General features: G+C 68.6%; 20 protein-coding genes and 1 tRNA gene. 17 read left to right on the top strand and 4 right to left on the bottom strand.

Annotated elements, in window-relative coordinates:
* Window positions 1-61 precede the first annotated feature (61 nt).
* From DTQ71_RS09365 to DTQ71_RS09340, 6 genes are all read left to right on the top strand, one after another.
* Window positions 62-1108, top strand: coding sequence for an ABC transporter permease (locus DTQ71_RS09365; RefSeq protein WP_109564032.1), 1047 nt, complete (start codon window positions 62-64; stop codon window positions 1106-1108).
* Window positions 1109-1121: 13 nt separating this feature from the next.
* Window positions 1122-2582, top strand: a complete 1461-nt coding sequence (locus DTQ71_RS09360; protein WP_109564031.1) for an ABC transporter permease — start codon at window positions 1122-1124, stop codon at window positions 2580-2582.
* Between the two features lie 79 nt (window positions 2583-2661).
* Window positions 2662-4746: a dipeptide ABC transporter ATP-binding protein gene (locus DTQ71_RS09355; RefSeq protein WP_109564030.1), complete on the top strand. Its 2085-nt coding sequence runs from the start codon at window positions 2662-2664 to the stop codon at window positions 4744-4746.
* 350 nt (window positions 4747-5096) lie between these two features.
* Window positions 5097-5750 carry a protein-L-isoaspartate O-methyltransferase family protein gene (locus tag DTQ71_RS09350; RefSeq protein ID WP_109564029.1) on the top strand — a complete coding sequence of 218 codons (654 nt, stop codon included), beginning with the start codon at window positions 5097-5099 and terminating at the stop codon, window positions 5748-5750.
* Between the two features lie 77 nt (window positions 5751-5827).
* Window positions 5828-7234 carry a TolC family outer membrane protein gene (locus DTQ71_RS09345; RefSeq protein WP_245947371.1) on the top strand — a complete coding sequence of 469 codons (1407 nt, stop codon included), beginning with the start codon at window positions 5828-5830 and terminating at the stop codon, window positions 7232-7234.
* A 65-nt stretch (window positions 7235-7299) separates the two neighbouring features.
* Window positions 7300-7818: a hypothetical protein gene (locus DTQ71_RS09340; protein ID WP_109564028.1), complete on the top strand. Its 519-nt coding sequence runs from the start codon at window positions 7300-7302 to the stop codon at window positions 7816-7818.
* Window positions 7819-7929: 111 nt separating this feature from the next.
* Here the strand turns inward: DTQ71_RS09340 and DTQ71_RS09335 are convergent, their stop codons facing one another.
* Window positions 7930-8253, bottom strand: coding sequence for a DUF6280 family protein (locus DTQ71_RS09335; RefSeq protein WP_109564027.1), 324 nt, complete (start codon window positions 8251-8253; stop codon window positions 7930-7932).
* A 338-nt stretch (window positions 8254-8591) separates the two neighbouring features.
* Between DTQ71_RS09335 and efp the strand changes: the two genes are divergently transcribed.
* Window positions 8592-9155 (top strand): elongation factor P, encoded by a 564-nt coding sequence (efp, locus tag DTQ71_RS09330; RefSeq protein WP_109564026.1) that lies wholly within the window; start codon window positions 8592-8594, stop codon window positions 9153-9155.
* A gap of 34 nt (window positions 9156-9189) precedes the next feature.
* On the opposite strand, the gene DTQ71_RS09325 is transcribed toward efp, so the two are convergent.
* The gene (locus DTQ71_RS09325; RefSeq protein ID WP_109564025.1) at window positions 9190-9801 is read right to left on the bottom strand and encodes a TetR/AcrR family transcriptional regulator; all 612 of its coding nucleotides are present in this window, start codon (window positions 9799-9801) and stop codon (window positions 9190-9192) included.
* Window positions 9802-9875: 74 nt separating this feature from the next.
* Between DTQ71_RS09325 and DTQ71_RS23135 the strand changes: the two genes are divergently transcribed.
* The 7 genes from DTQ71_RS23135 to DTQ71_RS09290 all read left to right on the top strand — a co-directional run bounded on the left by DTQ71_RS23135 (window position 9876) and on the right by DTQ71_RS09290 (window position 16676).
* Window positions 9876-10181, top strand: a complete 306-nt coding sequence (locus DTQ71_RS23135; protein ID WP_109564024.1) for a hypothetical protein — start codon at window positions 9876-9878, stop codon at window positions 10179-10181.
* A gap of 66 nt (window positions 10182-10247) precedes the next feature.
* The gene (locus DTQ71_RS09315; RefSeq protein ID WP_109564023.1) at window positions 10248-11534 is read left to right on the top strand and encodes a homoserine dehydrogenase; all 1287 of its coding nucleotides are present in this window, start codon (window positions 10248-10250) and stop codon (window positions 11532-11534) included.
* A 9-nt stretch (window positions 11535-11543) separates the two neighbouring features.
* The gene (gene mgrA, locus DTQ71_RS09310; protein ID WP_109564022.1) at window positions 11544-12605 is read left to right on the top strand and encodes an L-glyceraldehyde 3-phosphate reductase; all 1062 of its coding nucleotides are present in this window, start codon (window positions 11544-11546) and stop codon (window positions 12603-12605) included.
* A gap of 114 nt (window positions 12606-12719) precedes the next feature.
* On the top strand, window positions 12720-13529 hold the full coding sequence (locus DTQ71_RS09305) for a GNAT family N-acetyltransferase (protein ID WP_109564021.1): 810 nt from the start codon (window positions 12720-12722) through the stop codon (window positions 13527-13529).
* 196 nt (window positions 13530-13725) lie between these two features.
* A complete protein-coding gene (gene glpX, locus DTQ71_RS09300) occupies window positions 13726-14685 on the top strand; it encodes a class II fructose-bisphosphatase (RefSeq protein ID WP_109564020.1) in 960 nt (319 codons plus the stop codon).
* 94 nt (window positions 14686-14779) lie between these two features.
* A complete protein-coding gene (recJ, locus tag DTQ71_RS09295; RefSeq protein ID WP_109564019.1) occupies window positions 14780-16534 on the top strand; it encodes a single-stranded-DNA-specific exonuclease RecJ in 1755 nt (584 codons plus the stop codon).
* A gap of 67 nt (window positions 16535-16601) precedes the next feature.
* Window positions 16602-16676 (top strand) — tRNA-Glu (locus tag DTQ71_RS09290).
* Between the two features lie 84 nt (window positions 16677-16760).
* Here the strand turns inward: DTQ71_RS09290 and DTQ71_RS09285 are convergent.
* On the bottom strand, window positions 16761-19346 hold the full coding sequence (locus DTQ71_RS09285; protein WP_109564018.1) for an AAA family ATPase: 2586 nt from the start codon (window positions 19344-19346) through the stop codon (window positions 16761-16763).
* Complete coding sequence (locus tag DTQ71_RS09280) at window positions 19343-20452, bottom strand: metallophosphoesterase family protein (protein WP_109564017.1); 1110 nt, start codon at window positions 20450-20452, stop codon at window positions 19343-19345. The genes DTQ71_RS09285 and DTQ71_RS09280 overlap by 4 nt, the downstream gene beginning before the upstream one ends.
* Before the next feature lie 81 nt (window positions 20453-20533).
* Here DTQ71_RS09280 and DTQ71_RS09275 point away from each other — a divergent pair, with 81 nt between their 5' ends.
* Genes DTQ71_RS09275 through DTQ71_RS09265 form a run of 3 tightly spaced genes read left to right on the top strand, consistent with a single transcriptional unit; the run spans window position 20534 to window position 23741 of the window.
* Window positions 20534-21517: a membrane dipeptidase gene (locus tag DTQ71_RS09275; RefSeq protein WP_172500048.1), complete on the top strand. Its 984-nt coding sequence runs from the start codon at window positions 20534-20536 to the stop codon at window positions 21515-21517.
* A 26-nt stretch (window positions 21518-21543) separates the two neighbouring features.
* Window positions 21544-23166, top strand: coding sequence for a hypothetical protein (locus DTQ71_RS09270; RefSeq protein WP_109564184.1), 1623 nt, complete (start codon window positions 21544-21546; stop codon window positions 23164-23166).
* Complete coding sequence (locus DTQ71_RS09265) at window positions 23163-23741, top strand: DUF3726 domain-containing protein (protein WP_109564016.1); 579 nt, start codon at window positions 23163-23165, stop codon at window positions 23739-23741. Before DTQ71_RS09270 ends, DTQ71_RS09265 begins: the two co-directional genes overlap by 4 nt.
* Window positions 23742-23750: the final 9 nt, after the last annotated feature.

Below are 23750 nucleotides of genomic sequence, written 5' to 3'. Positions count from 1 at the left end.
CGATCGAAAAGGCCCGCGCGAGATGGGCCGCCGGTTCCGTAACCGCATAACGGGGGCTCCAATGGGTCTGTTCATCCTGCGACGGCTCGGGGTGATGATACTGACGGCTTTGTGCCTGACCTTCATCGTCTTCACGCTGACAAACCTCGAACCCAACCTTGAGAAGCTGGCCAAAAACCAGGCCAACGCCCGGATGACGGACGACCAGGTGATCTCCTGGCTGGACAATCGGGGCTACAACGACCCGATGCTGATCAAATACGGCCGCTGGTTGGGGGTCCTGCCGCATTTCACCCGCGAAGAGGACGGCGAGGTTGTCTATTCCCGCTGCGCCACGCCGGGCACGACCATCGAAGAGGCCGGCAGCTTCTGCGGCGTCCTTCAAGGCAATTGGGGCTGGTCCACGGTCTTCCAGAACGAGGTGCTCGAGATCCTGGGCGTCCGCGGCTGGCAGACGGCCAAGCTGATGTTCTTCGTGATGCTCGTGATGGTGCCCGGCGCGCTGATCGTGGGCGTGCTGGCCGGCATGAAGGAGGGCTCGAAGCTCGACCGCTCGCTCTCCACCTTCTCCATCGGCACCACCGCGACGCCGGAATACGTCTCGGGCGTCATATTCATCTCGCTGCTGGCCTCACCGATGATCGGGCCGAACTGGTTCGTCGGCTCAGCGCAGACCGCGATGGACAACATCACCTTCGAGAACTTCACCCTGCCCGTGCTGACCATCGCGCTTTACGGCATGGGATATATCGCCCGGATGACGCGGGCCTCGATGACCGAGGTGATGACCGCCCAGTATATCCGGACGGCCCGCCTCAAGGGCGTCTCCTTCCAGCAGATCGTCCTCAAGCACGCGCTGCGCAACGCGCTGATCGCCCCGTTCACGGTCATCATGCTCCAGCTTCCCTGGCTGCTGAACGGCGTCGTCATCGTCGAGACCCTGTTCAACTTCAAAGGCTTTGGCTGGACCCTGGTCCAGGCGGCCGGCAATAACGACATCGAGCTTCTGCTCGGCGTGTCGATCATCTCCGTCGTGGTCGTCCTGGTGACGCAGCTGATCTCCGATATCGGCTACGTTTTCCTGAACCCGCGCATTCGTATCGCCTGAGGAGGAGACGGACATGGAACCCCTCACCTGGACCGGAAATATGGGCGATGTGCTCGATCCCATCCTCGGGATCACCGCGATCGCCCTCCTGCTCACCTCGGTGCTGGCCATCGTGATGAGCTTCGCCACCACGACCGAACGCGTCACCGTCAACCCCGACGGCACCATCGCCGCGCAGCCCGGGCTGCGCGGGCTGACCGCCAAGGCGCAGGTCTATTCGCTCTACGCCTTCCTGGCCACGGTCGTCGCCTATATCGTCACCGGCATGGTTGTCGGCTGGCAGGGCGGCGGGATCGTCGGCGGCGCCATGCAGGCCTTCACCCCCGTTTGGATCTCGCTCGTCGTGCTCTTCGTCGCGAGCTTCTACTACAAGCGGAAGCTGGGCCTCTACGGCAAGCTCTTCGACTCGACCATCGGCATGATCGGCTTCGGCCTCGTCATGTTCTGGGTGTTCACCGCTTTCTACGCGGGCATCTTCGACATGATCTACATGCACGACCCGCTGACGCAGGTCTCGGGGATGAAGAACAAGGTTCCCGGCACCCCGATGCCAGATGTCGATGCCGCGCCCTACCCGTTCTACCTGCTGGGCGGGGACAACCTGGCCCGCGACGTGTTCAGCCGCATGGTGCTGGGCTCGACCATCGTCATGCAGATCGCGCCGCTGGCGACGCTCTTCGCCTTCATGGTGGGCATCACCCTGGGCCTGCCCGCCGGCTACTACGGCGGCAAGCTGGACACGGTGCTGTCCTTCATGGCGAACCTGATCCTGGCCTTCCCGGTGATCCTGCTGTTCTACCTGCTGGTCACGCCCGAAATCGTGCTGACCGGCCTGCCCAACTACATGGCGCTGATCCTGTTCATATTCCCGTTGATCTTCGTGGGTGTGCTGATCAACTCGCGCTACCGGACGCAGCCCAAGACGCGGAACCTCTATCTGGGGATCGCGATGGCGGTGGGCGGGCTGATCTACCTGTCGCTGGTGATGGATCAGGGCGCGCCCAAGCCGATCTTCCGGCTCTGGCCGGGCGGGCTCGACCTGTTCGACATCCCGGGCCAGGTGCTGATCGTCTTCGTGTCGGTGGTCTTCGTGAACTCGCCCACGGTGTTCCGCATCGTCCGGGGCCTGACGCTGGACATCAAGACCCGCGACTACGTCGCCGCCGCCCAGACCCGGGGCGAGACGCCGTGGTACATCATGCTCTGGGAGATCCTGCCCAACGCGCGCGGACCGCTGATCGTCGATTTCTGCCTGCGCATCGGCTACACCACGATCCTTCTGGGGACGCTGGGCTTCTTCGGCCTGGGCCTGCCCCCCGAGAGCCCGGATTGGGGCACGACCATCAATGACGGGCGCCGCCTGCTGTCGGTCTTCCCGCATCCGGCCATCGTGCCCGCCGTCGCGCTGCTGAGCCTGGTGCTGGGCCTCAATCTCCTGGCCGACGGCCTCCGAGAAGAGAGCCTGAGGGACTGAACATCCTCATCTTGCCAAAAATACCTCGGGGGTCCGGGGGCAGAGCCCCCGGCGCTTTCCGACAAGAGGGACGCACAGAATGAAGCAGAACCCCGACTACCAGGGCCCCATCCTCGAGATCGACAAGCTCTCGATCTCTTTCTTCACGCGCCTGCGTGAGATCCCCGCGGTGATGGACTTCTCCGTCAGCGTCGAGCCCGGCGAGGCCGTGGGCCTCGTGGGCGAGTCGGGCTGCGGCAAATCCACCGTCGCGCTGGGCGTGATGCAGGATCTCGGCAAGAACGGCGCCATCGTCGGCGGCTCCATCAAGTTCAAGGGCCGCGACCTGGGCGAGATGTCCCAGGAGGAGTTGCGCGACATCCGCGGCAACGAGATCGCGATGATCTACCAGGAGCCGATGGCCTCGCTGAACCCGGCGATGCGGATCGGCAAGCAGCTGATGGAAGTGCCCCTGCTGCACGACAACGCCACCGAGCAAGAGGCCTACGACCTCGCGCTCCAGGTCGTCACCGACGTCAAGCTGCCGGACCCGAAGCGGATGCTCGACAGCTACCCGCACCAACTCTCGGGCGGGCAGCAGCAGCGGATCGTCATCGCCATGGCGCTGATGTCGAAGCCCGCGCTCTTGATCCTGGACGAGCCGACGACGGCGCTCGACGTGACGGTCGAGGCGGGGATCGTCGATCTGGTGAAGGATCTCGGCAAGAAATACGGCACGTCGATGCTGTTCATCTCGCACAATCTCGGCCTCGTGTTGGAGACCTGCGACCGGGTCTGCGTGATGTATTCCGGCGAGGCGGTGGAAGACGGCAAGATCGAAGAGGTCTTCGACCGCATGCGCCACCCCTATACCCAGGCGCTGTTCCGCTCGATCCCGCTGCCGGGCGCCGACAAGAACGCCCGGCCGCTCGTCGCCATCCCGGGCAACTTTCCCCTGCCCCATGAACGGCCGCCGGGCTGCAATTTCGGCCCGCGCTGCGATTACTTCGAGGCCGGCCGCTGCGACCAGGGCGTGATCCCGATGCGGGACGCGGGCCCGGGCCACCACTCGCGCTGCGTCAAGTTCGAAGAGATCGACTGGGACGCGCCCATCGCCGCAGCGACGGAAACGAAATCGCGCGAGATCGGCGACCCGGTGCTGAAGGTCGGCAACCTCAAGAAGTATTACGAGGTGGCCGCGAACGCGCTCTTCGGCGGCGGCGAGGAGAAGGTCGTCAAGGCGAACGAGACGCTCGATTTCGAGGCGCGCGAATCCGAGACGCTGGCCATCGTGGGCGAGTCGGGTTGCGGCAAGTCGACGCTCGCCAAGGTGCTGATGGGGCTGGAGACGGCGACCGATGGCACGATCACCATGGGCAACAAGGAGATCCAGTCGACCCCGATCGAGAAACGCGGCACCAAGCAGGTCGCCGAGATTCAGATGGTGTTCCAGAACCCGTTCGACACGCTGAACCCGTCGATGACCGTCGGCCGCCAGATCATCCGCGCGCTGGAGGTGTTCGACTACGGTGCCAACGACGCGGAGCGGCGCGAGCGGATGCTCCAACTGCTCGACCTCGTGAAACTGCCCCGCGAATTCGCCGACCGGATGCCCCGGCAGCTCTCGGGGGGCCAGAAGCAGCGGGTCGGGATCGCCCGGGCCTTTGCGGGCGACGCGAAGATCGTCGTCGCGGACGAGCCTGTCTCGGCCCTGGACGTCTCGGTGCAGGCGGCCGTGACCGATCTGCTAATGGAGATCCAGCGGGAGCAGAAGACCACCCTTCTCTTCATCTCCCACGACCTGTCGATCGTCCGCTATCTCAGCGACCGGGTCATGGTCATGTATCTCGGCCATGTGGTCGAACTGGGGACGACCGATCAGGTCTTCTCCCCGCCCTACCATCCCTACACGGAGGCGCTGCTCAGCGCGGTGCCAATCGCCGATACCAGCGTCCAGAAGAAGCATATCGTGCTCGAGGGCGACATTCCCTCGGCGATGAACCCGCCCCCGGGCTGCCCGTTCCAAACGCGCTGCCGCTGGAAAGAGAAGGTGCCGGGCGGCCTTTGCGAAAAGGAGGTGCCCCCGGTGCGCCGCCTGGAAGGCGGCCATCAGATCAAGTGCCACCTGTCGGATGCGGAACTTGCCGCGATGGAGCCGGTCATCGTCGTCCACGCCGCCGAGTGACCGGGGCCCGGCGCGTCTGCCCGGAGCGGGCGGCGGGGAAATCGCCTCGCGGAACCGAGAACGGGTCGCGCCGTTAACCTAGGGTTAACCGCTCGGTCCGAGAACTTGCGCCATGGCGATAGGCCGCCCCTCTCGGCGGCCGTTGCGCCCCGCGGCCGGACCACCGGCTGCGCCCCCTTGCCGGCGGGGTGCGATGCTCCTTGCACCTCGCCGGCTCTTGCCCGATCCGTCGTCGATGCGCCCGCACCTGTCGCCCAATGGCCACCAATCGCTCATAAGACGTTGCGCGGGCGCCAGGGTCGTGCAATCTGAATATGACTAGAAACTAGACCGATAGGTTCAGATTTCACATGACCGCGTCACAGCCGCTCCGCACAATGATGGTCGACACGCAGATCCGCCCGTCGGACGTCACCAAGTTCCCGATCATCGCCGCGATGCTGGACGTTCCGCGAGAGGAATTCGTTCCCATGGCGGCCCGTCCCGTGGCCTATATGGACGCGCCGGTGCCGCTGGGCGATGGCCGCGAGATGCCCGAGGCGCGGACCTTCGCCAAGATGCTCGACGCGCTCGATCTCGTCGCCGAGGACGAGGTGCTGATCGTCGGTGGCGGCTATGGCTATTCGGCCGCGGTCCTGGCCCGCATGACCGGCTCGGTCGTGATGGTCGAAGAGGACCCGTCGATGGTCTCCGAGGCCGAGTCGACGCTGGCCGCGCAGGGTGTCGACAACGCTGCCGTCATCTCGGGCGCCCTGGCCGAGGGCGCGCCCAAGGCGGCGCCCTTCGACGTCATTTTGATCGAGGGCGGGGTCGAGACCATCCCCGCGGCATTGACGGACCAGCTCAAAGAAGATGGGCGCATGGTGGCGCTCTTTCAGAAGGGCGCGCTGGGCGAGTGCCGGGTGGGCCACAAGTCCGGCGACCGGGTGGCGTGGCGCTTTGCCTTCAACGCGGCCGCGCCGGTTCTGCCGGGCTTCACGGCGGCGCGCGCCTTTACGCTTTGATCCGAACGCGCCGTCCGGCCGGGCGGCCCCAAAACCGACGGCAGCTGGCCCGAGAGCCCATGCGAGGGAGCAGAAACATGCAGGCATGGAACCGACCCAAGCGGCGCAAGGCAAAGCTTTTGCGCGCCTGGATGGCGGGCGTTGCCCTCTCGGCGCTGACAGCGACGAGCGTCTGGGCCGAAAGCCTGGCCGACGCCTTCGTGCAGACCTACCGCACCTCTCCGCTTCTGGAGCAACAGCGCCTGCTGCTGCGCACCCTCGACGAGGACGTGGCCGTCGCGACCGCCGCCCTGCGGCCCGCCATCAACGGGCAGGTGAACCTGTCGCGCACGCTTAATGGCGGCTCGGCTCCCAACGTCACCAGTTCGTCCCTCTCGCTGATCCTGGACTACACGCTGCTCGATGGCGGCCAGCGCCTGTTCCGTCTGGGCGCCGCGAAAGAGGCGGTTCTGGCCGGACGCTACCGTCTGATCCAACAAGAGCAGCAATTGCTGCTTCAGGCGGCGCAGGCCTATCTCAACTTGCTCCAGGCCACGCGGAACGTGGATCTGCGCGAATCGAACCTGCGGCTGCTCAACGAGCAATTGCGCGCCGCGGAGGATCGGTTCGAGGTCGGCGAAGTGACCCGGACCGATGTCACCATCGCCGAAGCGCGTCTCGCCGCCGCGCAATCGCTGCTGGCGAATGCTCGCGGACAGGTCGATATCCAGCGCGAGACCTATCGTCTGATCACCGGCGCTTTCCCTTCCGGCAGCCTCGACCAGCCTCCCGCCTCGCCCGAATTGCCGCCCTCGCTGGCGCAGGCCAAGGCCATCGCGCTGCAGATCCACCCGCTGATCACCGCCGCGCAGCATGACGTCACGGCGGCCGACCTGATCGCCAACGCGGCCGAAGCCGATCGCCTGCCTTCGATCGCCTTCCGGGGCACGTTGGGCACGTCGCGCAATATCGGCGGCGATCCGAGCCTGTCGGCCTCGATCACCGGCTCGGTCCCGATCTACAATGGCGGTCGGCTCTCCGCGCTGAACCGCCGCGCCATCGCGAACGCACAGGCCGCGCGCAGCGCGCTGACCGCCGACGCCCGCACCGTGACCGACGGCGTCGGACAGGCCTGGGCCCTCCTACAGATCGCGCGTGCGCAGATCACCGCATCGCAGCAGCAGGTGCGCTCCGCACAACTCGCCTTCGAGGGCTTCCGGGAGGAGGCGCTGCTCGGCGCCCGAACGACGCTGGATGTGCTCGACGCGGAGCAGGAACTGCTCGATGCGCGGACCTCCGCGCTTCAGGCCGAGATCGACGCGCAACTGGCAGTCTACCAGGTTCTCGCGGCCATGGGTCTGATGACGACCGATCATCTCGGACTCAGCGTGGAGCGCTACGATCCCTCCGCCTACTACAACCAGGTCTCCACTGCGCCCGCAATTTCACCTTCGCCACAAGGGGGACGGCTCGACAGCGTGCTCCGGCGCTTCGGGCGCGAGTGAACGCTTTGGCGGTTCCCCGCCCCTTGTGCTAAAAAGACCGCGACGGGCAACCAAGGATATGTGAGATGGCGCAGCGCAACGATATCGAGGATGTTCTTTCGTCGATCCGGCGCCTCGTCGCCAGCGAAGTGCGCCCAGCCGTGAACGCGGCGGCGACGGCCTCATCCCAGGCGCTGGTCCTCGAACAGGCGCAGCGCGTGACCGACCCGGACGATCCGTTCCAGACGATCGCCGAACTGCGAGAGCCAGAGCCGGAGCCCGCCCAGGCGATCGCGCAGGCGGCGCCCCATCCGGTCGAAGACGAAGCGCCCGCCCCCGTGGTCCTGGACAGGACCAAACAGGCTGCGTCCGAGCGGCCCGAATCGGAGGATGAAGACGACGCGCCGGACCCGAACGGGGATGACTTCGTCGATCTGTCAGACCTCTCCGAGGCGATCCAATCGGACGACGCCCTGCGGGATCTCATCGCCGAGATCGTGCGTCAGGAACTGGCAGGGGCCTTGGGGGAGCGAATTACGCGGAACGTCCGCAAGCTGGTCCGCCGCGAGCTGCGCCAAATCATGTCGGGCGAAGAGTTCGACTGACGCGTCCCGGCGCCCCGCCCGCGTCAGGTCGGCGCGGCCCAGATATCCGAAGGCATGAAAAAGGCGCCGGACCGAACTCGGTCACGGCGCCTTTTTCCTGTTGTGTCGAGATTAGGCCGCTTCCGCCGCCAACTCCGCAGCCTGACGACGCTCGCTCTCCTCGCGCGACAGCGCGACAGACGTCCGCACACCGCGCCCGACGAATTCCATCAGACCGGCAACGACACGTTCGTTCGGGTCGATCCCAGCGCACGACAAGACTTCACGCCCGTCGCGCGACCGCGCCCAGCGCGCGATCTGCTCGGGGCCGTTCCCGTACTTCTTGTCATCCGAGATGGCATCGTCGAGCGCGGCGAGAACAACGGCCGCGAACAGCTTGCGCGCGCGTTGCCCCTGTTCGAAGTTGAACGCTGTCGCATCGACAAAATCGGTCATCCCGTACTCCTACGTAGTTTCTCTCTCGTCCCGGTGGGTTCGCCTATCAGACCTGACCGCCAGATCGCCATGATAATTTGACATACCACACATGCACCCAGCGCATAGCTCTTCGCAGTGTGGAACCAAACCTACCGTTTCTCTTTTGACTGATGCCCACATATGGGAGCCGACGTCTCGCGATCAAGCTTTTGTCACCTTTTTGCCGCATTTGGCACCTTGAGCCGGCCGGCGTTCTGCGCTTAACCATCCGGCCCGCCCAAACCGCGTGCTTGCGGCGGGATGCGCTGGGCCGTAATCCCCGCCCAAACCCAGTCCTCCCTCGGAGTCCGCTCGACATGCCCAAGATAAACGGCAACGAAATCCGCCCCGGCAACGTGCTGGAGCATGACGGCCACCTTTGGTCCGCGGTCAAGGTCGAACATGTGAAGCCCGGTAAGGGCGGCGCCTTCGCCCAGGTAGAACTCCGGAACCTGCGGAACGGTTCCAAGCTGAACGAGCGGTTCCGCTCCGCCGACAAGGTCGAGCGCGTTCGCCTCGAGCAGAAGGACCAGCAGTTTCTTTACGAAAGCGACGGCAAGCTCGTCTTCATGGATACCGAGACCTACGAGCAAGTCGAACTCGATGCCGAGATCCTGGGCGAGCGGCGCCCCTTCCTGCAGGACGGGATGATGGTCCAGATCGAGTATTACGAGGACGAGGCGCTGAACGCGACGCTGCCCCAAAAGGTCACCTGCAAGGTCGTCGAGACCGAGCCGGTGGTGAAGGGACAGACCGCCGCGAACTCCTTCAAACCGGCGCTGCTCGACAACGGCGTGCGCATCACGGTGCCACCCTTCGTGGGGCAGGACGAGGACGTCGTCGTCAACACCGAGACCATGGAGTATTCCGAGCGCGCGTGACCGAGCGGGCAAAGACTTTTCCACGAAAAGTCTTTCAAAAAGTCTTCGCGGAAGACTTTTGGGCCCCGACCGCGCCGAGCGCCATCTGCGCATAGAGCGTCTCGACTTCCCCGCGCTCCAGCCGTCCGCCCTCGCGATACCAAGTGGTCACGCCGGTCAGCATCGCGATCAGCGCATTCGCCGCCAGGGGCACGTCGGCGACCTGCATCTCGCCGGCGGCCACACCGGCGGCGAGGATGTCCCGGAGGATCGCTTCGTAGCGGCGGCGCAGCGTTTCGATCACGGCGAAGTTGTCCGGCTCCAGCGCGCGCAGTTCCATATAGGCGATGAAGACCGCTTCGGGGCGGTCGAGGTGGAACTGGATGTGGAACCGCGCGAACGCGTCGAGCCGGTCCGCCGGCGCGCCCTTGGGATCGGTCTCGGCCCAGGCCGCGATCACCTCTTCTAGATGGGCCCGCATCAGTTGAAAGAGCAGCGTCTGCTTGTCCGGCGTGTAGTGATAGAGCGCTCCGGCGCCGATCCCCACCTCGGCGGCGATCGCTCGCATGGAGACGGCCGCATAGCCATGGGCCGCGAACAGCCGTTCGGCCGCGTCGCGCACACGCGGGCCGGTCACGCCGGCATCGGATCCGCTGGGTCTCGCCATGGGGGGATATGAACCGAACGAGCGTTCAATTCCAAGGCTTGCCGGGGCCTCGCGCCGCGCCTACGGTCCAGGCGATGTATCGTGCTCTTTTCCTTTTGCCCCTGCTCGCCGCCTGCGCGGCGGAGCTGCCATCCGTCGAGGGCAGCATCTCGGAGGCGGCGCGCGCCGCTCCGGCGCCGCGATTGATCCCGACCGGGCCGGTCCTTGCCGCGCGCGACGCGCCCGTCCGCGCCCAGTCCGCCGAAGTGGAACTGACCGCGCGTGCCGCGCGGTTGCGCCAGGCCGTCGCGGGCGCCGCCCCGCTGCCCGGCCCGACCCTGGAGGCGCGCGGGGCCGATCTACGCCGCCGCGCCGACGCGCTGCGCGCCGCGCCGCTTTGACGGCGTTGCACCGCCTCGGCCGACCGGCTACCCGTCCCACCACTGACCCATCGAGGAGCGCGCGCCATGACCACCCCCCTCCGCCTCGGGATCGCAGGGCTCGGCACTGTCGGGGTCGGCGTCGTCCGCATCGTTCAGACCCATGCGGACATGTTGGCCGCCCGCACCGGCCGCGCCATTTCCATCTCCGCCGTCTCCGCGCGCACCCGTGACAAGGATCGCGGCGTGGATCTGTCGGCCTATGCCTGGGAGGATGACCCGGTCGCGCTGGCCAAGCGGGAGGATGTCGATCTCTTCGTCGAGCTGATGGGCGGCTCCGACGGCCCCGCCAAGGCCGCGACCGAAGCGGCGCTGGCTGCGGGCAAGCCGGTCGTGACCGCCAACAAGGCGATGCTCGCGATCCACGGTCAGGCGCTTGCCGAACTGGCCGAGTCGACCGGCGCGGCGCTCCGCTTCGAAGCGGCGGTGGCGGGCGGCATCCCCTGCATCAAGGCGCTGACCGAGGGGCTGGCGGCCAACGAGATCACCCGCGTCTCGGGCGTCATGAACGGCACCTGCAACTACATCCTGACCCGGATGGAGGCGTCCGGGAAGCCATATGACGAGATCTTCGCCGAAGCCGACGCGCTGGGCTTTCTGGAGGCGGACCCGACGCTCGACGTGGGTGGGATCGATGCGGGCCACAAGCTGGCGCTGCTCTCGGCCATCGCCTTCGGCACCCAGGTCGATTTCGAGGGCGTCCAGCTCCAGGGCATCCAGGAGGTGTCGATCGACGACATCCACCGCGCCCGCGACATGGGCTACCGGATCAAGCTGCTCGGTGAGGCGCGGCGGACCGAAGCCGGGGTGGAGCAATCCATGCGCCCGACGCTCGTCCCTGCCGACAGCCCGCTGGGCCAGCTGGAGGGCGGCACCAACATGGTCGTCATCGAAGGCGACTCCGTCGGCCAGATCGTGCTGCGGGGAGCGGGCGCGGGCGAGGGTCCGACCGCCAGCGCGGTGATGGGGGACGTAGCCGACATCGCGCGCGGGCTCGACATCCCGCCCTTCGGCCAGCCCGCCGCCACGCTCGCCCCGGCGCAGCGTGCCAATTCGGCCACCGAATGCGCGCATTACCTGCGCCTCAGCCTGACCGACACGCCCGGCGCCCTGGCGCGCGTGGCGACGGTGCTGGGCCAGAACGGCATCTCCATCGACCGGATGCGCCAATACGACCATCCCGGCGAGGACGCGCCCGTTCTCATCGTCACCCATCCCTGCGCGCCCTCGGCGCTGGCCACCGCGCTGGAGGGCGTCACCGCCACCGGAGTGGTCACCGCCGATCCCATCGCGCTTCAGATCCAGACGCCGTAAGGAGACCCCATGGCCCGTAAGCCCAAGGTGTTCGAACCGCCCTACCGCCCCGCCGCCGACCGCTACGAGCGCATGGTCTATCGCCGCTGCGGCCGCTCGGGCCTGAAGCTGCCCGCGATCTCGCTGGGCCTGTGGCACAATTTCGGGGACGACACGCCCCACCAGGTCAAGCGCGACATCTGCCGGACGGCCTTCGATCACGGCATCACCCATTTCGACCTGGCCAACAATTACGGCCCGCCCCCGGGCAGCGCCGAGATCGCGTTCAAACGCCTGATGGACGAGGATTTCGCGCCCTTCCGCGATGAGCTGATCATCAGCTCCAAGGCGGGCTACGACATGTGGCCCGGGCCCTATGGCGAATGGGGCAGCCGCAAATATCTGATCGCCTCCTGCGATGCCTCGCTGAAGCGCACCGGCCTGGAGTATTTCGACATCTTCTACTCCCACCGCTTCGATCCCGAGACGCCGCTGGAGGAGACGATGGGCGCGCTCGATCAGATCGTGCGCTCGGGCAAGGCGCTCTATGCCGGGATCAGCAGCTACAACTCCGAGCGCACCCGCGAGGCGGCGGCGATTCTCCGCGAGATGGGCACGCCCTGCCTGATCCATCAGCCGAGCTACAACATGCTCAACCGCTGGGTAGAGCGGGATGGGTTGCTGGATACGCTGGAGCAGGAGGGGATCGGCTCCATCGCCTTCACGCCGCTGGCGCAGGGCCTGCTGACCAAGAAGTATCTCGGCGGCATCCCCGAAGGCAGCCGCGCGACGCAGGGCAAGTCACTCGACCCCGACGCGATGCTGACCGAGGACACGCTGGCGGCGCTGCGCGGCCTCAACGATATGGCGGAGGCGCGGGGCCAGACCCTGGCGCAGATGGCCATCGCCTGGGTGCTGCGCGGCGGGCGGGTGACCACGGCGCTGATCGGGGCCTCGCGGCCCGAGCAGGTGGTGGATTGCGCCGGCGCGGTCGGAAACCTCGAATTTTCCGACGAGGAACTGGCCCGGATCGACGAGTTGTCGGGTGACAAGGGCCTGAACCTCTGGGCGGCGTCGTCGGAAGAGGTATGACGGAGGTCGGCTTCAAACCCGAAGCTGTCGTATCCCCCACCGAGTTTGCCACACACGTCGAAAGGCATTACTCTCTTTCTCGCTTAGTATATTGGCGTTTTCGAGAAAGTTGGCATGCATCTAGAGACTGAACGGCTAGTTCTTAGACCTGTGACTTTGGCGGACAGCGCAGAGATCGCCGAAACCATCTTTTCTGATCCTAACGTTGTCGGAATGCTAGCTCACAATACTAAGACTGCAGACGACGCACTTCTTGAGGCCGAACGCTGGACATCGATTATGGGTATCGATGGCAGCGGAGGCATCTGGGAAAACGGCGGCATGGGGTTGTTCGCTGTCTTGCCCAAAACAGCAGAGGACAGGCTTGCCGGTGTTGCAGGCTTCTACATGGAAAAGAATGAGCGCGATCTTTGGACAGGCGAATATTTCTATGCACTTGGTTCTGATTGGCACGGCCGAGGACTGATGAGCGAAGCCGCCGACCTTTTCGGCAAGAAGCTTAGAGAGATGAAAGACCTTGGCGTGATTTACGCTGGCTATTGGGACCTGATTAACGAGGCATCCGGTCGGCTATTGATGAGAACGGGGCTCAGGCCGAAAGGAAGAAAGCCTGTCACCGAAGAATACAGCCCCGAACGTTGCCTTCGGATGTTTGACTATGATCTGTGGCGCTTACAAGAGGCCGACTCTCCTCGTCAAAAAGACGATATTTTGCTGCAAGCGGCGAGACGGGCGGGTGCCTTCGTGGCAGAAGATGTGTTGGACAAGGATATCGCCATTAGGTTCTTGGAGGACAGCTACGGCTCAACTTTGACAAAGGATGCGCTAACGATGCTAGAAAAGGCAATCGCTCAACCGGGTATGTCATACCTCGAAATCAGAGGCCCCCGCGAGTCCGGTACCCCGGTCAATCGACTGCGATAGAACGTCACGAACACGTTGAAGGATGCAGCGTCACCTGCGTGATTGATAGGCGCACGCGTTCGGTTGGCCAAGTGAGACAATGGCGGCTTCGTCCGCACAGCAGACATGACCTCCCACCCGAAGGTTAGCGCAACCGCGCCCTTCCCCATCGCCCCCCGTTCGCGCTAATCCTCGCGCAACCAACAGGAGAGCCCCGATGGCGAAGACCGACTTCAACGACCGCATGCTATCCCTGGGCCTTGCCCGCGTTTCGGAGGCGGCGGCGCTGGCCTCGGCGGGATGGATCGGTCGCGGGGACGAGAAGGCCGCCGACCAGGCCGCCGTCAACGCCATGCGCGACCAGCTCAACAAGCTCGACATCCGCGGCACCGTCGTCATCGGCGAGGGAGAGCGGGACGAGGCGCCGATGCTCTATATCGGCGAGGAAGTCGGCAGCGGCACCGGCCCCGAGGTGGACATCGCCCTCGACCCGCTGGAGGGCACGACGCTGACCGCCAAGGACATGCCCAACGCGCTCTGCGTGATCGCGATGGCGCCGCGGGGGACGCTGCTGCATGCGCCGGACGTCTACATGGAAAAGCTGGCGATCGGCCCGGGCTACCGCAACGGCGTCGTCACCATGGACATGAGCCCGTCGGAGCGGGTGAACGCCCTGGCCGCGGCCAAGGGATGCTCGACCCATGACATCACCGTCTGCGTGCTGGAGCGGCCGCGCCACGAGGAGATGATCGCCGAGTTGCGCACGACCGACTGCGCCATCCGGCTCATCACCGATGGCGACGTGGCCGGCGTGATCCATTGCGCCGAGCCGGACAAGACCGGCATCGACATGTATATGGGCTCCGGCGGCGCGCCGGAGGGCGTGCTGGCGGCGGCGGCGCTCAAATGCATGGGCGGGCAGATGTTCGGACGGCTGACCTTCCGCAACGACGACGAACGCCAGCGCGCCAAGAACGCGGGCATCTCGAACCTGGACCGGGTCTATACCCGGGACGACATGGTGACCTCCGACGTGATCTTCGCGGGCACCGGCGTGACCGACGGCTCGATCCTGGCGGGCATCAAGCGCGAAGTCGGCTATCTGACGGCGGACACAATCCTGATGCGCTCCAAGACCGGCTCCGTCCGCCGCATGAGCTACCGCAACCCGGTCTGACGCCGGGCCGGCACCGCTCAGTCGGCGCGAGGCCCGGGGCGCGCCTGCACCCCGGGCCTTGCGCCCGAGCGCCGCGCGCGCGACAGGACGGGCCATGTCCTATCTCGGCGTTTCCCGCTCCGTCACCGGCCGCCGCTGGGTCGGCCTCGACCCGGCGACCGAGCGCATGGCCGAGGCCATCGCCCAGACCGGCCAGCCCCTGGCGCTCGCCCGCCACCTCGCCCGCCGGGGCGTGGCCCCGGGGGACGCCGCAGGCTTCCTTGCGCCCAAGCTGCGCGACCTGCTGCCGGACCCGCTGAGCTTGCGCGACATGGAAGCCGCCGCGCGCCGTCTGGTGGCCGCCGTCGCGCGGGGCGAGCGAATCGCGATCTTCGCCGATTACGACGTCGATGGCGGCAGTTCCGCCGCGTTGCTGGTCTGGTGGCTGCGGGCGTTGGGGCGCAGCGCCACGGTCTATGTCCCCGACCGCATCGAAGAAGGCTATGGCCCCAACGCCCCCGCCATCGCCCGCCTGGCCGAGACCCATGACCTGATCGTCTGCGTCGATTGCGGCACCCTCTCTCACGGGGCGCTGGCGGCGGCGGAGGGGACTGACGTGGTCGTGCTCGACCACCATCTGGGCGCCGAGACTCTGCCCCCTGCCCTGGCCGTCGTGAACCCGAACCGGCAGGACGAGGACGGCGCGCTGGCGCATCTCTGTGCCGCCGCCGTGACCTTCCTGGCCTTGGTGCAGGCCAACCGCCTGCTGCGCGAGGAGGGGCGCGCGGGGCCGGACCTGATGGCGATGCTCGACCTCGTGGCGCTTGCCACCGTGGCCGATGTGGCGCCGCTGGTGGGAGTGAACCGCGCGCTGGTGCGCCAGGGGCTGACGGTGCTGGCCCGGCGGTCGCGCCCGGGCCTGCGGGCGCTTGCGGATGTGGCGCGGCTGGACGGGCCGCCCACGGCCTATCATCTCGGCTATCTGCTTGGACCGCGCATCAACGCGGGCGGGCGAATCGGGGCTGCCGATCTGGGCGCGCGTCTGCTCTCGACCGACGATACGGCCGAGGCCGAGGCGCTGGCCCAGCGCCTCGACATCCTCAACGCCGAGCGCCGCGCCATCGAAGCCCGCGTGACCGAGGCCGCCCGCGCCCAGGCCGAAGCGCGGCTGGAGGCGGGCGGAGCGCTGGCCTGGGCCGCCGGCGAGGGCTGGCACCCGGGGATCGTCGGCATCGTCGCCTCGCGTCTGAAGGATGCGCTGGGGCGCCCGGCGGTGGTGATCGGGCTGCGCGAGGACGGGCTGGGCCAGGGCTCGGGCCGGTCGGTCGGCGGCGTCGACCTGGGCGCGTCGGTGCAGCGCCTGTCGGCCGAGGGCGTCCTGGTGAAGGGCGGCGGGCACCGCATGGCCGCGGGGTTGACCGTCGAAGCCGCCCGCCTGGAGGAGGCGATGGCCCGCCTCGACGCCCTGCTCGCCCGCCAGGGCGCCGGCGACGACGGGCCGCGCGACCTGACCCTCGACGGCACCTTGATGCCCGGCGCCGCGACGCTGGAGCTGGTGACGGCGCTGGAGACGGCGGGTCCCTTCGGCCAGGGCGCCTCCGCCCCGCGATTCGCCTTTCCGGACCTGCGCGTGGCCCATGCGCGCACCGTGGGGGACGGCCATCTCAAACTGACCCTGACCGATGGCGGCCGCACACGCCTCGATGCCATCGCCTTCCGCGCTGGGCCCTCCGGTCTGACCGATGCCATCGACCGCGCAGCGGGCGCGCCGCTGCATGTGGCCGGTCGTTTGGAGTGCAATCGCTGGCAAGGACGGGAGAGCGTGCAGCTCAATGTGACGGATATCGCGCTCGTCTCGGAGACGACCTAACGGCAACTGATAAAAACCCCTTGCGACCCCCGACAGCCTCTTCTAAGAGACCCGCACGCCAGCGTCCGCCCCGTTCGTCTATCGGTTAGGACGCCAGGTTTTCAACCTGGAAAGAGGGGTTCGATTCCCCTACGGGGTACCACGCTGGCGCGTCCCTCCCCCTTCTAATCGAAAATGTCAAAGCGAGCGTCACCGCCGTGTTCGCGGTCGCGTGCGGGGTTTCGGATCAGACCGGTTCGAACCGAACCTGCGGCGCGCCGAGCCGCGTGAAGGCCCTCTGGCGGCAGCTCAGCACCAGGATCTGGATATCCCCCGCCGCCCGGTGGAGCGCGTCAAACATCTTCTCGATGCGATCGTCGTCGGAATAGACCAAGGCGTCGTCCAGAATCAGCGGCGCCGGCCGCCCGGCCCGCGCCAGCAGCCGCGCGAAGGCGAGGCGGACGAGAAAGGCAATCTGTTCCTGGGTGCCGCCCGAGAGGATGTCGAGCGGCTCCTCCGCGCCCCGGCGGCGCAGCGCAACGGGCAGCAGGGTGTCCTCGGACCACTCCAGCTCCGCCTCGCCCCAGAGATCGGCCAGGAGCGGCCGCAACTCCCGCGCGACGGGGGCGAAATAGGCGTCCCGTGCCTCGCTGCGCGCCTCCTGCAAGGCATCCCGCAGGCAACGCAGCGTGTCGCGTTCGAAGAGAATCCGGTCCAGCCCCGCCCTTGCGTCCTCAGCGCGCGTCTCCGCCTCGGCCAGCGCCTCTTCCAGCCCCGCCTCGCCCCCCTGGTCGATTCGTTCCCGCAGGCGCGCGCGGGTCTCGCGCAGCGTGGCGATCTGCCGCTGTCGCTGTTCCGCCATGGACAGAAGTCGTGCGTGCCGGGCTTCGGTCGCTTCCAGGTCGGGAGCTTCGGCCAAAAGCGCGTCATGGACGGCCTCCGCCTCGGCCAGAGCCGCTTCGCGGGCTTCGAGATCGGTGGGCGGGTCGGGGAGTTCCGCGACGGCACGCCGAGCGGTCTCCAGGCGGGAGCGGGCGGCCCGAAGCTCCGCCGCCGCCTCCGCCGCGGCGATCCGGGCGGCTTCGCCCGCCGCGCGCGCCCGCGCGGCGGCTTGCTCGCCGGCTTCGGCCTCCGCCCGGGCGGCATCGGCGGCCGCCTCCAGGTCCGCGAGATCCTGGAATTCCTCTTCCTCATCGGCGGAGATCGGCTGCGGCAGCCGCGCCAAGGCCTCCCGCAGTGCCGCGATCCCGTCGGGCGCCAAGGCCTCGCGCGTGCGCCGCTGCGCCTCCGCTTCGTTCGCCGCGTCCGCCGCCGCGCGGGCCGCGCGGCGCAACGCTTCGATATCGGGCCAGTCTCCCTCCGAGAGGGCGCGCCGCAGCGCGGCCTCCGCCTCCGCCAAGGCAGATCCGCCGGTCTCGGGCACTGCGATCCGCAAACGGCCGAGGCCAGCGAGACCGATCTCGGCATGGGTGGACAGGGATACGGCCTGCCCCGGCTCCAAGGGCTGGCCGTCCAGCGTCACGGCGCCGTCCGGCGCGCCCTCGAAAGTCACCGTCGGCGCCGCGGCGGCGCGGAGCGCGCGCTGGGCATCGCGCCGTTGCAGTAGTCCCTCGACCTCGGCCAAGCGGCGCGCGTCGGGCCCCTGCGCCGCACGGGCGGCCGCAGCGATTCGCGCGTCCTCGGCAGCATCGGCCCGGTCGAGTTGCACGGAAAGGCGGGCGCGGGTGTCGGCCGCGGCCATGGCAGCGGCGCGCTTGCGCGCCGCATTGAGCCGGTCCTCGGCCGCGCGGGCGGACTCCCCCGCCAGAGCGGCCGCGCGCTCCGCCTCCGCGATCGCGCTGGCGCCGCTGTCGGCGCGGGCGCCAGCGGCCTCCGTGGCCGCAGCGAGCCGCGCCTCCGCCTCCGTAGCCTCCGCGAGGTCCGCCCGCGCCGCGCGGTCCCGCGCCAGCGCCTGCGTCCCCGCCTCCAACTCGCGCCGAGCGAGCCGCGCCGTGGCCTCCGCGCCGGCAACCCGATCCGCGTGGCGGCGCGCCGCCTCCAAGGCCATAGCAGCCTCGGCCAGTTTGCGGCGCCGCTCCGCCTCGGCGCCCTCATCCTCGAGCGCCGCCAAATCAACGCCGGTCCGACGCATCTCGTCCAGCGCCTCGCGGAACATGGCCACCTGCGCGCGCAACTCCTCCCGGCGGGCGTCCCAGTGCGCAACGGACGCCTCCGCCTCGGCCCAGGCGCCCCCTGCCTTGGCGCCCCGCTTCGTCTCCAGCGCGGCAAGCTCCGCCGTGACGTCGGACAGGGCCCGGTCCATACGCTCGCCTCCCGTCACGTCGTCCATCGCCCCCGAGATCGCGGTCAGCAGATCCCGGCGCGCGTCCTGCTCCTCCGCCGAGGCGGCCTTGTCGCGCTTGTCGACATCCACCCGCACGCGCCCCTGCCGAACCCAGAGCAAGCCCGCAGGCCCGCCCTGCGCCCCGGTGATGCGCGCGTGCAGCCAGTCCTCGACCGCATCGCCCTGCGCCTCCAGCGCCCCATCGCGCCAGAGTCGCGCCTCCCCGCCACTGCCTTTCTGCCATTGCTTCCTGAGCCGCCAGGAAACGCCGTCGATCTCCATCTCGCAACCGACTGCGACCTTGCCGCCGGAGCGCGGTTGCAGCCCCTGCACCTCTTTCGGCCAGCCCGTGTGGCGCTGGAAGAACAGCGCATGGAGCGCGTCGAACAGCGTCGACTTGCCCGCCTCGTTGGGCTCGCAGAGCAGCGACACGCCATCGCTCAGGGGACCGATCTCGACCGGTTCGGAGAAGCGGCGCACGTTCTCCAGACGGATCCGGCGGAGCTTCATTGCGCCGCCAGCCCATGCAGGCGCCGGAGCGCGGCGGCGGCAACGGCGCGCTCCCGCTCCGACAGGGCGGGATCTTCGGCGCGCGCCACGAGCGCGTCCCCAGCCTGGCGCAACGCGCCCGCGGGGGCGATGGCGTCCAGATCGACGGCCTCGACCTCGGTGGCGAGGGCGGCGTCGCGGAGTTCGAAATGAGCGAAATCGGGGGCGAGCGCGGCCGCATAGGCGGCGAGCGCCGACGCCTCGCGCAACGGGACGCGCCCCCGCGCCTCGATCTGCAGCATGACGTCTCGGCGCGCGCTCTCGGGCAAGACCGCGTCCAGGCGCGCGCAGCTGTCATCCTGCGGCACGAGGTCGAGCACGAGGCGGCGCCAGTCGAAAACCCCGGTCTGAATCGGCGTCACCTTCGGCGTGGTTCCGGGTTCGGAGACCTCGACCGAGAGGCAGACACCCGGCCCCGCATGGCGGAAATCGGTGCGCTCGGGCGCGCCGCTATAGCGGGTCCGCTCCGACAGGTCGATCATGCCGTGCCAGTCGCCGAGCGCGAGATAGTCCAGCCGCGCGCGCCGGTCGCGGTCGGGCGCGATCACCTCCGCCCCCTCGCCCTCGCCGAAGCTGCGAACCGGCCCATGAGCCAAGCCGATGCGCAGCGCGTCCGGCGGCGTCTCGCAAGCATCCATCCAGGCGGTCGGGTCGTCGATCCCGCGCCGGGAGGCGACCGGGGCCGGCAGCAGCACGGCCCCCGGGCGCATCTCGACCGGCTCGGGCCGGTCCAACACCCGAAGGTTCCCATGGCCCAGCGCCGCGATCCCCTCCCAGGTGGCGCGGCCTTCGCGCAGGTTGTCGTGGTTGCCCGGCAGCAGCCACCAGGTCAGGTCCGCCGCCTCCGCCATCTCGGCCACAGCCTGCCGCCAAGTAGCCGCCGAGGGGTTCGGCGTCTCGAACAGATCGCCCGCGACCAGGATGTCGTGCGCCCCCGCCTCCCGCGCGGCGGCCGTCAGCCGCGCGACCACCGCCCGGCGCGCCACGCGCAGCCGGTCGGCCTCGGCATAGCCGCCGAAGCTCTTGCCCAAATGCAGATCGGCCGTGTGAATGAATCGCAGCGCCATCGGGTTCGGATGGTGACGCCCCCCTCCGCAAGCGCAAGCCCCCGATTGACAGGTCCGCAGGTGGCCCTCCAACCTGCGCCCATGATCGACCGCCCGCGCATCGACGCCCTGCAATACTGCAACTGGTCCCGCCCCGTCTTTGAGCAGATGCGCGAGGGCGGCCTGGATGCCGTCCACGTCACCATCGCCTATCACGAGAGCTTTCGCGAAACCGTGCTCAACGTCGAGGCGTGGCACCGCATGTTCGAGCGCCACGGCGATCTCATCCTGCATGCCCGCGACGTGTCGGATATCGACCGGGCGCGGGAGACGGGGCGCACCGGCATCCTTTTCGGCTTTCAAAACCCGTCGCCCATCGAGGACGATATCGGCCTGCTCCAGGTCTGGCGCGATCTGGGCGCGCGGGTGATGCAGCTGACCTATAACAACCAGTCGCTGCTGGCCTCGGGCTGCTATGAGGACGACGACACCGGCCTGACCCGCATGGGCCGCGAGGTCGTGGCGGAGATGAACCGCCTCGGCATCCTGATCGACATGAGCCATTCCGGCGACCGCTCCACCATCGAGGCGGCGGAGCACTCGACCCGGCCCATCGCCATCACCCATGCCAACCCCGCCGCCTGGCATCCGGCGCTGCGCAACAAGTCCGACGACGTGATCCGGGCCGTAACAGGGGCGGGCGGGATGCTGGGCTTTTCGCTCTACCCGCATCACCTGAAGGACGGGTCGGATTGCACGCTGGAGAGCTTCTGCGAAATGGTCGCGCGGACGGCCGAAGCCTATGGCGCCGATCGGCTCGGGATCGGGTCGGATCTGTGCCAGGGCCAGCCGGACAGCGTCGTCGAATGGATGCGGACCGGGCGCTGGACCAAGGCAGTGGATTACGGCGAGGGCTCCGCCGACGCGCCGGGCTTTCCGCCCCAGCCGGACTGGTTCACGGACAATCGGGACTTCCCGGGGCTCGCCACGGGCCTGCGGGCCGTGGGCTTCTCCGAGCAGGAGGTCGACGGGCTGATGGGCGGCAACTGGTATCGCTTCTGGGCGGACGCGCTGGTGCCTGCGTGATCGCGCTGCGCCCTCCGTCCGAGGTGATGCGGCTGGAGCGCCTGGGCTGCTTCCACCAGACGCGGCTGAGCTTCATGCGGCAGCTGACGCGCCGGATGGCGTCGGAGGCCTGGCGCTTCGCCCGCCCCGTCTGGGAGATCGGGACGGACGGGGTGGGCCATGCCGTCTATACCGCGACCGGCCCCAAGCGGACCTATTCCCTGGTGGCCTTCGCCCACGACCTGCCTGACGAGAAGCGCACGGATCGTGTGATTGCAGAGGCTTGGGACGCGACCTTCACCTTGTTCGACGGCGTGCCGGACGCCGCCGACATCGCTCGCCTGGCCCGGAATGTCCCGTTGCAGGAGGCCGGGCGCGTCGATGCAAGGTCACTCACGCTGAGCCGGGCGAACCGTTCCACGCGGGCCTGGGAGATGGTCGTCGGCGCGCTCGCGGCGGGGCGGCAGCCGGACGCGGCGCGGCTGGCCGAGATCGGCTATCTGATGCGCACCACGGCGGTCTACGGCTCCGGCAAGTTCGGCGCGGCCGACCGGGAGAGCTATGCCGACCGGCCGGAACTGGCCGCGCCCTTCCAGGCCGAGATGCTCACGGTCTACCTGATCCGCGCCTTCGTCCGTGACCTGGCCGAGCACGCGGCGCGGACCCGCAACCCCACCGCGCCCCGCCTTCACGACGCGCTGGCCACCGCGCTTGGCATCGGCAATTCGACCGGGCTGGGCATGGCCCCCTTCCTGGTCAACCACCCGGGCTTGATCCACAACTGGATCGCCGCGCGCGAGACGGCGATCGCCCGCATCCGCGCCCTGCCCGAAGCCGCGCCCGAGGCGCGCGCCCTGTTTCTTGACCTGCTGGACCGCGCCCGCGCCGATCTCGCCCGCTGGACGACGGTCCATCCACGGCAAGCCCGCCGGGTCACACAGCTTCGGCGCGATCTTGCCTGGCTCTCGCGCCAACCGGGTCTCCTGGCCGGCCCCGCTCCCTGGGACGCGCTGTGCCGACTAGCCGCCCGGCTCTCGCCCGAGGCGAGCGAGCTGATCCACTCCCTGATCCTGGAGCCCTATCCGGAGATCGTCGATCCGCTGGCGACGGGCATGGCCTGCGCCGAGGACGGGGCCGAGCCGCTCGACGCGGGCATGCCGGTCGGCCGACTGCGGACCCTCCTGCGGGAGATCTACGGCCCCGCGCTCGATCTCGACTGGGACGCGCCGGAGACCTGCGCCCGCCTCTGGTATGTCTCCGCCGAAAAACAGGAACCGCGCCTGGGCGAACGCGCGACCGAGCCGCTGGACGCCTGGGAGCAGCCGTTGGCCCCGGCGCGGGACGCCGCGCGGCTCTGGTCTGTGATCGACGGCCAGCCGGACGACGGGCCTGTCGCGCATCTGCTGCTGGACGCGCCTGAGCACCGCGCCGCCATCCGCCGCGCCCAACTGATCGCCCGCGCGCCCTATGGCGAGATCCGCGACAACACCCTGGCAGCCGCCATGCAGCCCATCGACATGCTGCGGGCCAAGCTCAGCTTTTTCGGCGCGACCCGGTTCGACCCGCGCTCGGACCGCTGGCTGCGCATCTGCATGTTCGCCGGCGCCCCGACCCCCGAGGCGCTGACCACAGAGATGGCCGATCTCTGGGTCTATCCGCCCGCGGCATGACGGAGCTGTCGCTGAACGAAGCCGCAGCGCTGGCGCGCAAGGCAACCCGCGGCGCCGGGTATGACTGGGGCCTCGCCACCGAGGCCGCCCGCGCCGTCCGGTGGCTGGCGATGCGGGGGCAGCCGGCACTGGACGCGCTCGACGCGCTGCTCGCGTCGGAGACCGCCGCGCCCCGGCTGGAGGGGGATCGGCTTTGGGCGGAGGGGCCGCTCTGCGCGCTGCGCGCCGGGGCGGTGGCCGGCGATCTGGCGGCGCTCCCCGGCCTTGCGGGCCTCCGGCTGGAACGGGTCCGCGTGCCGCTCCTCGTTTTGCCCTTCGCCGCGGGCACCGGCCGGCCCATGCGCGTGTCCGGCCATGGCGTGGCGCACGTCGCCCCGGAGGCGCTGCACCTCACTGGCGACTGGCGCGGCACGCAGGATCTGCGCCTCGCGCCCTGCGACGACGCCCCCGCGCCGACCCCGCCGATCTTCCGCGCCGACGTCTCGCCCGACGCGCTCACCCGGCTCGAAGCGCTGGCCCAGCGCACCTATGCCCCCGCCACCGACGCCTCGCGCCGCCTGGGCGCGGGCGAATGAAGGAGACCC

This window comes from Jannaschia seohaensis, from assembly GCF_900116765.1.
GTDB lineage: Bacteria > Pseudomonadota > Alphaproteobacteria > Rhodobacterales > Rhodobacteraceae > Jannaschia > Jannaschia seohaensis.
The sequence above is the reverse complement of the archived record's forward strand: the minus strand, read 5'-3'. Positions and strand labels throughout refer to the sequence as shown.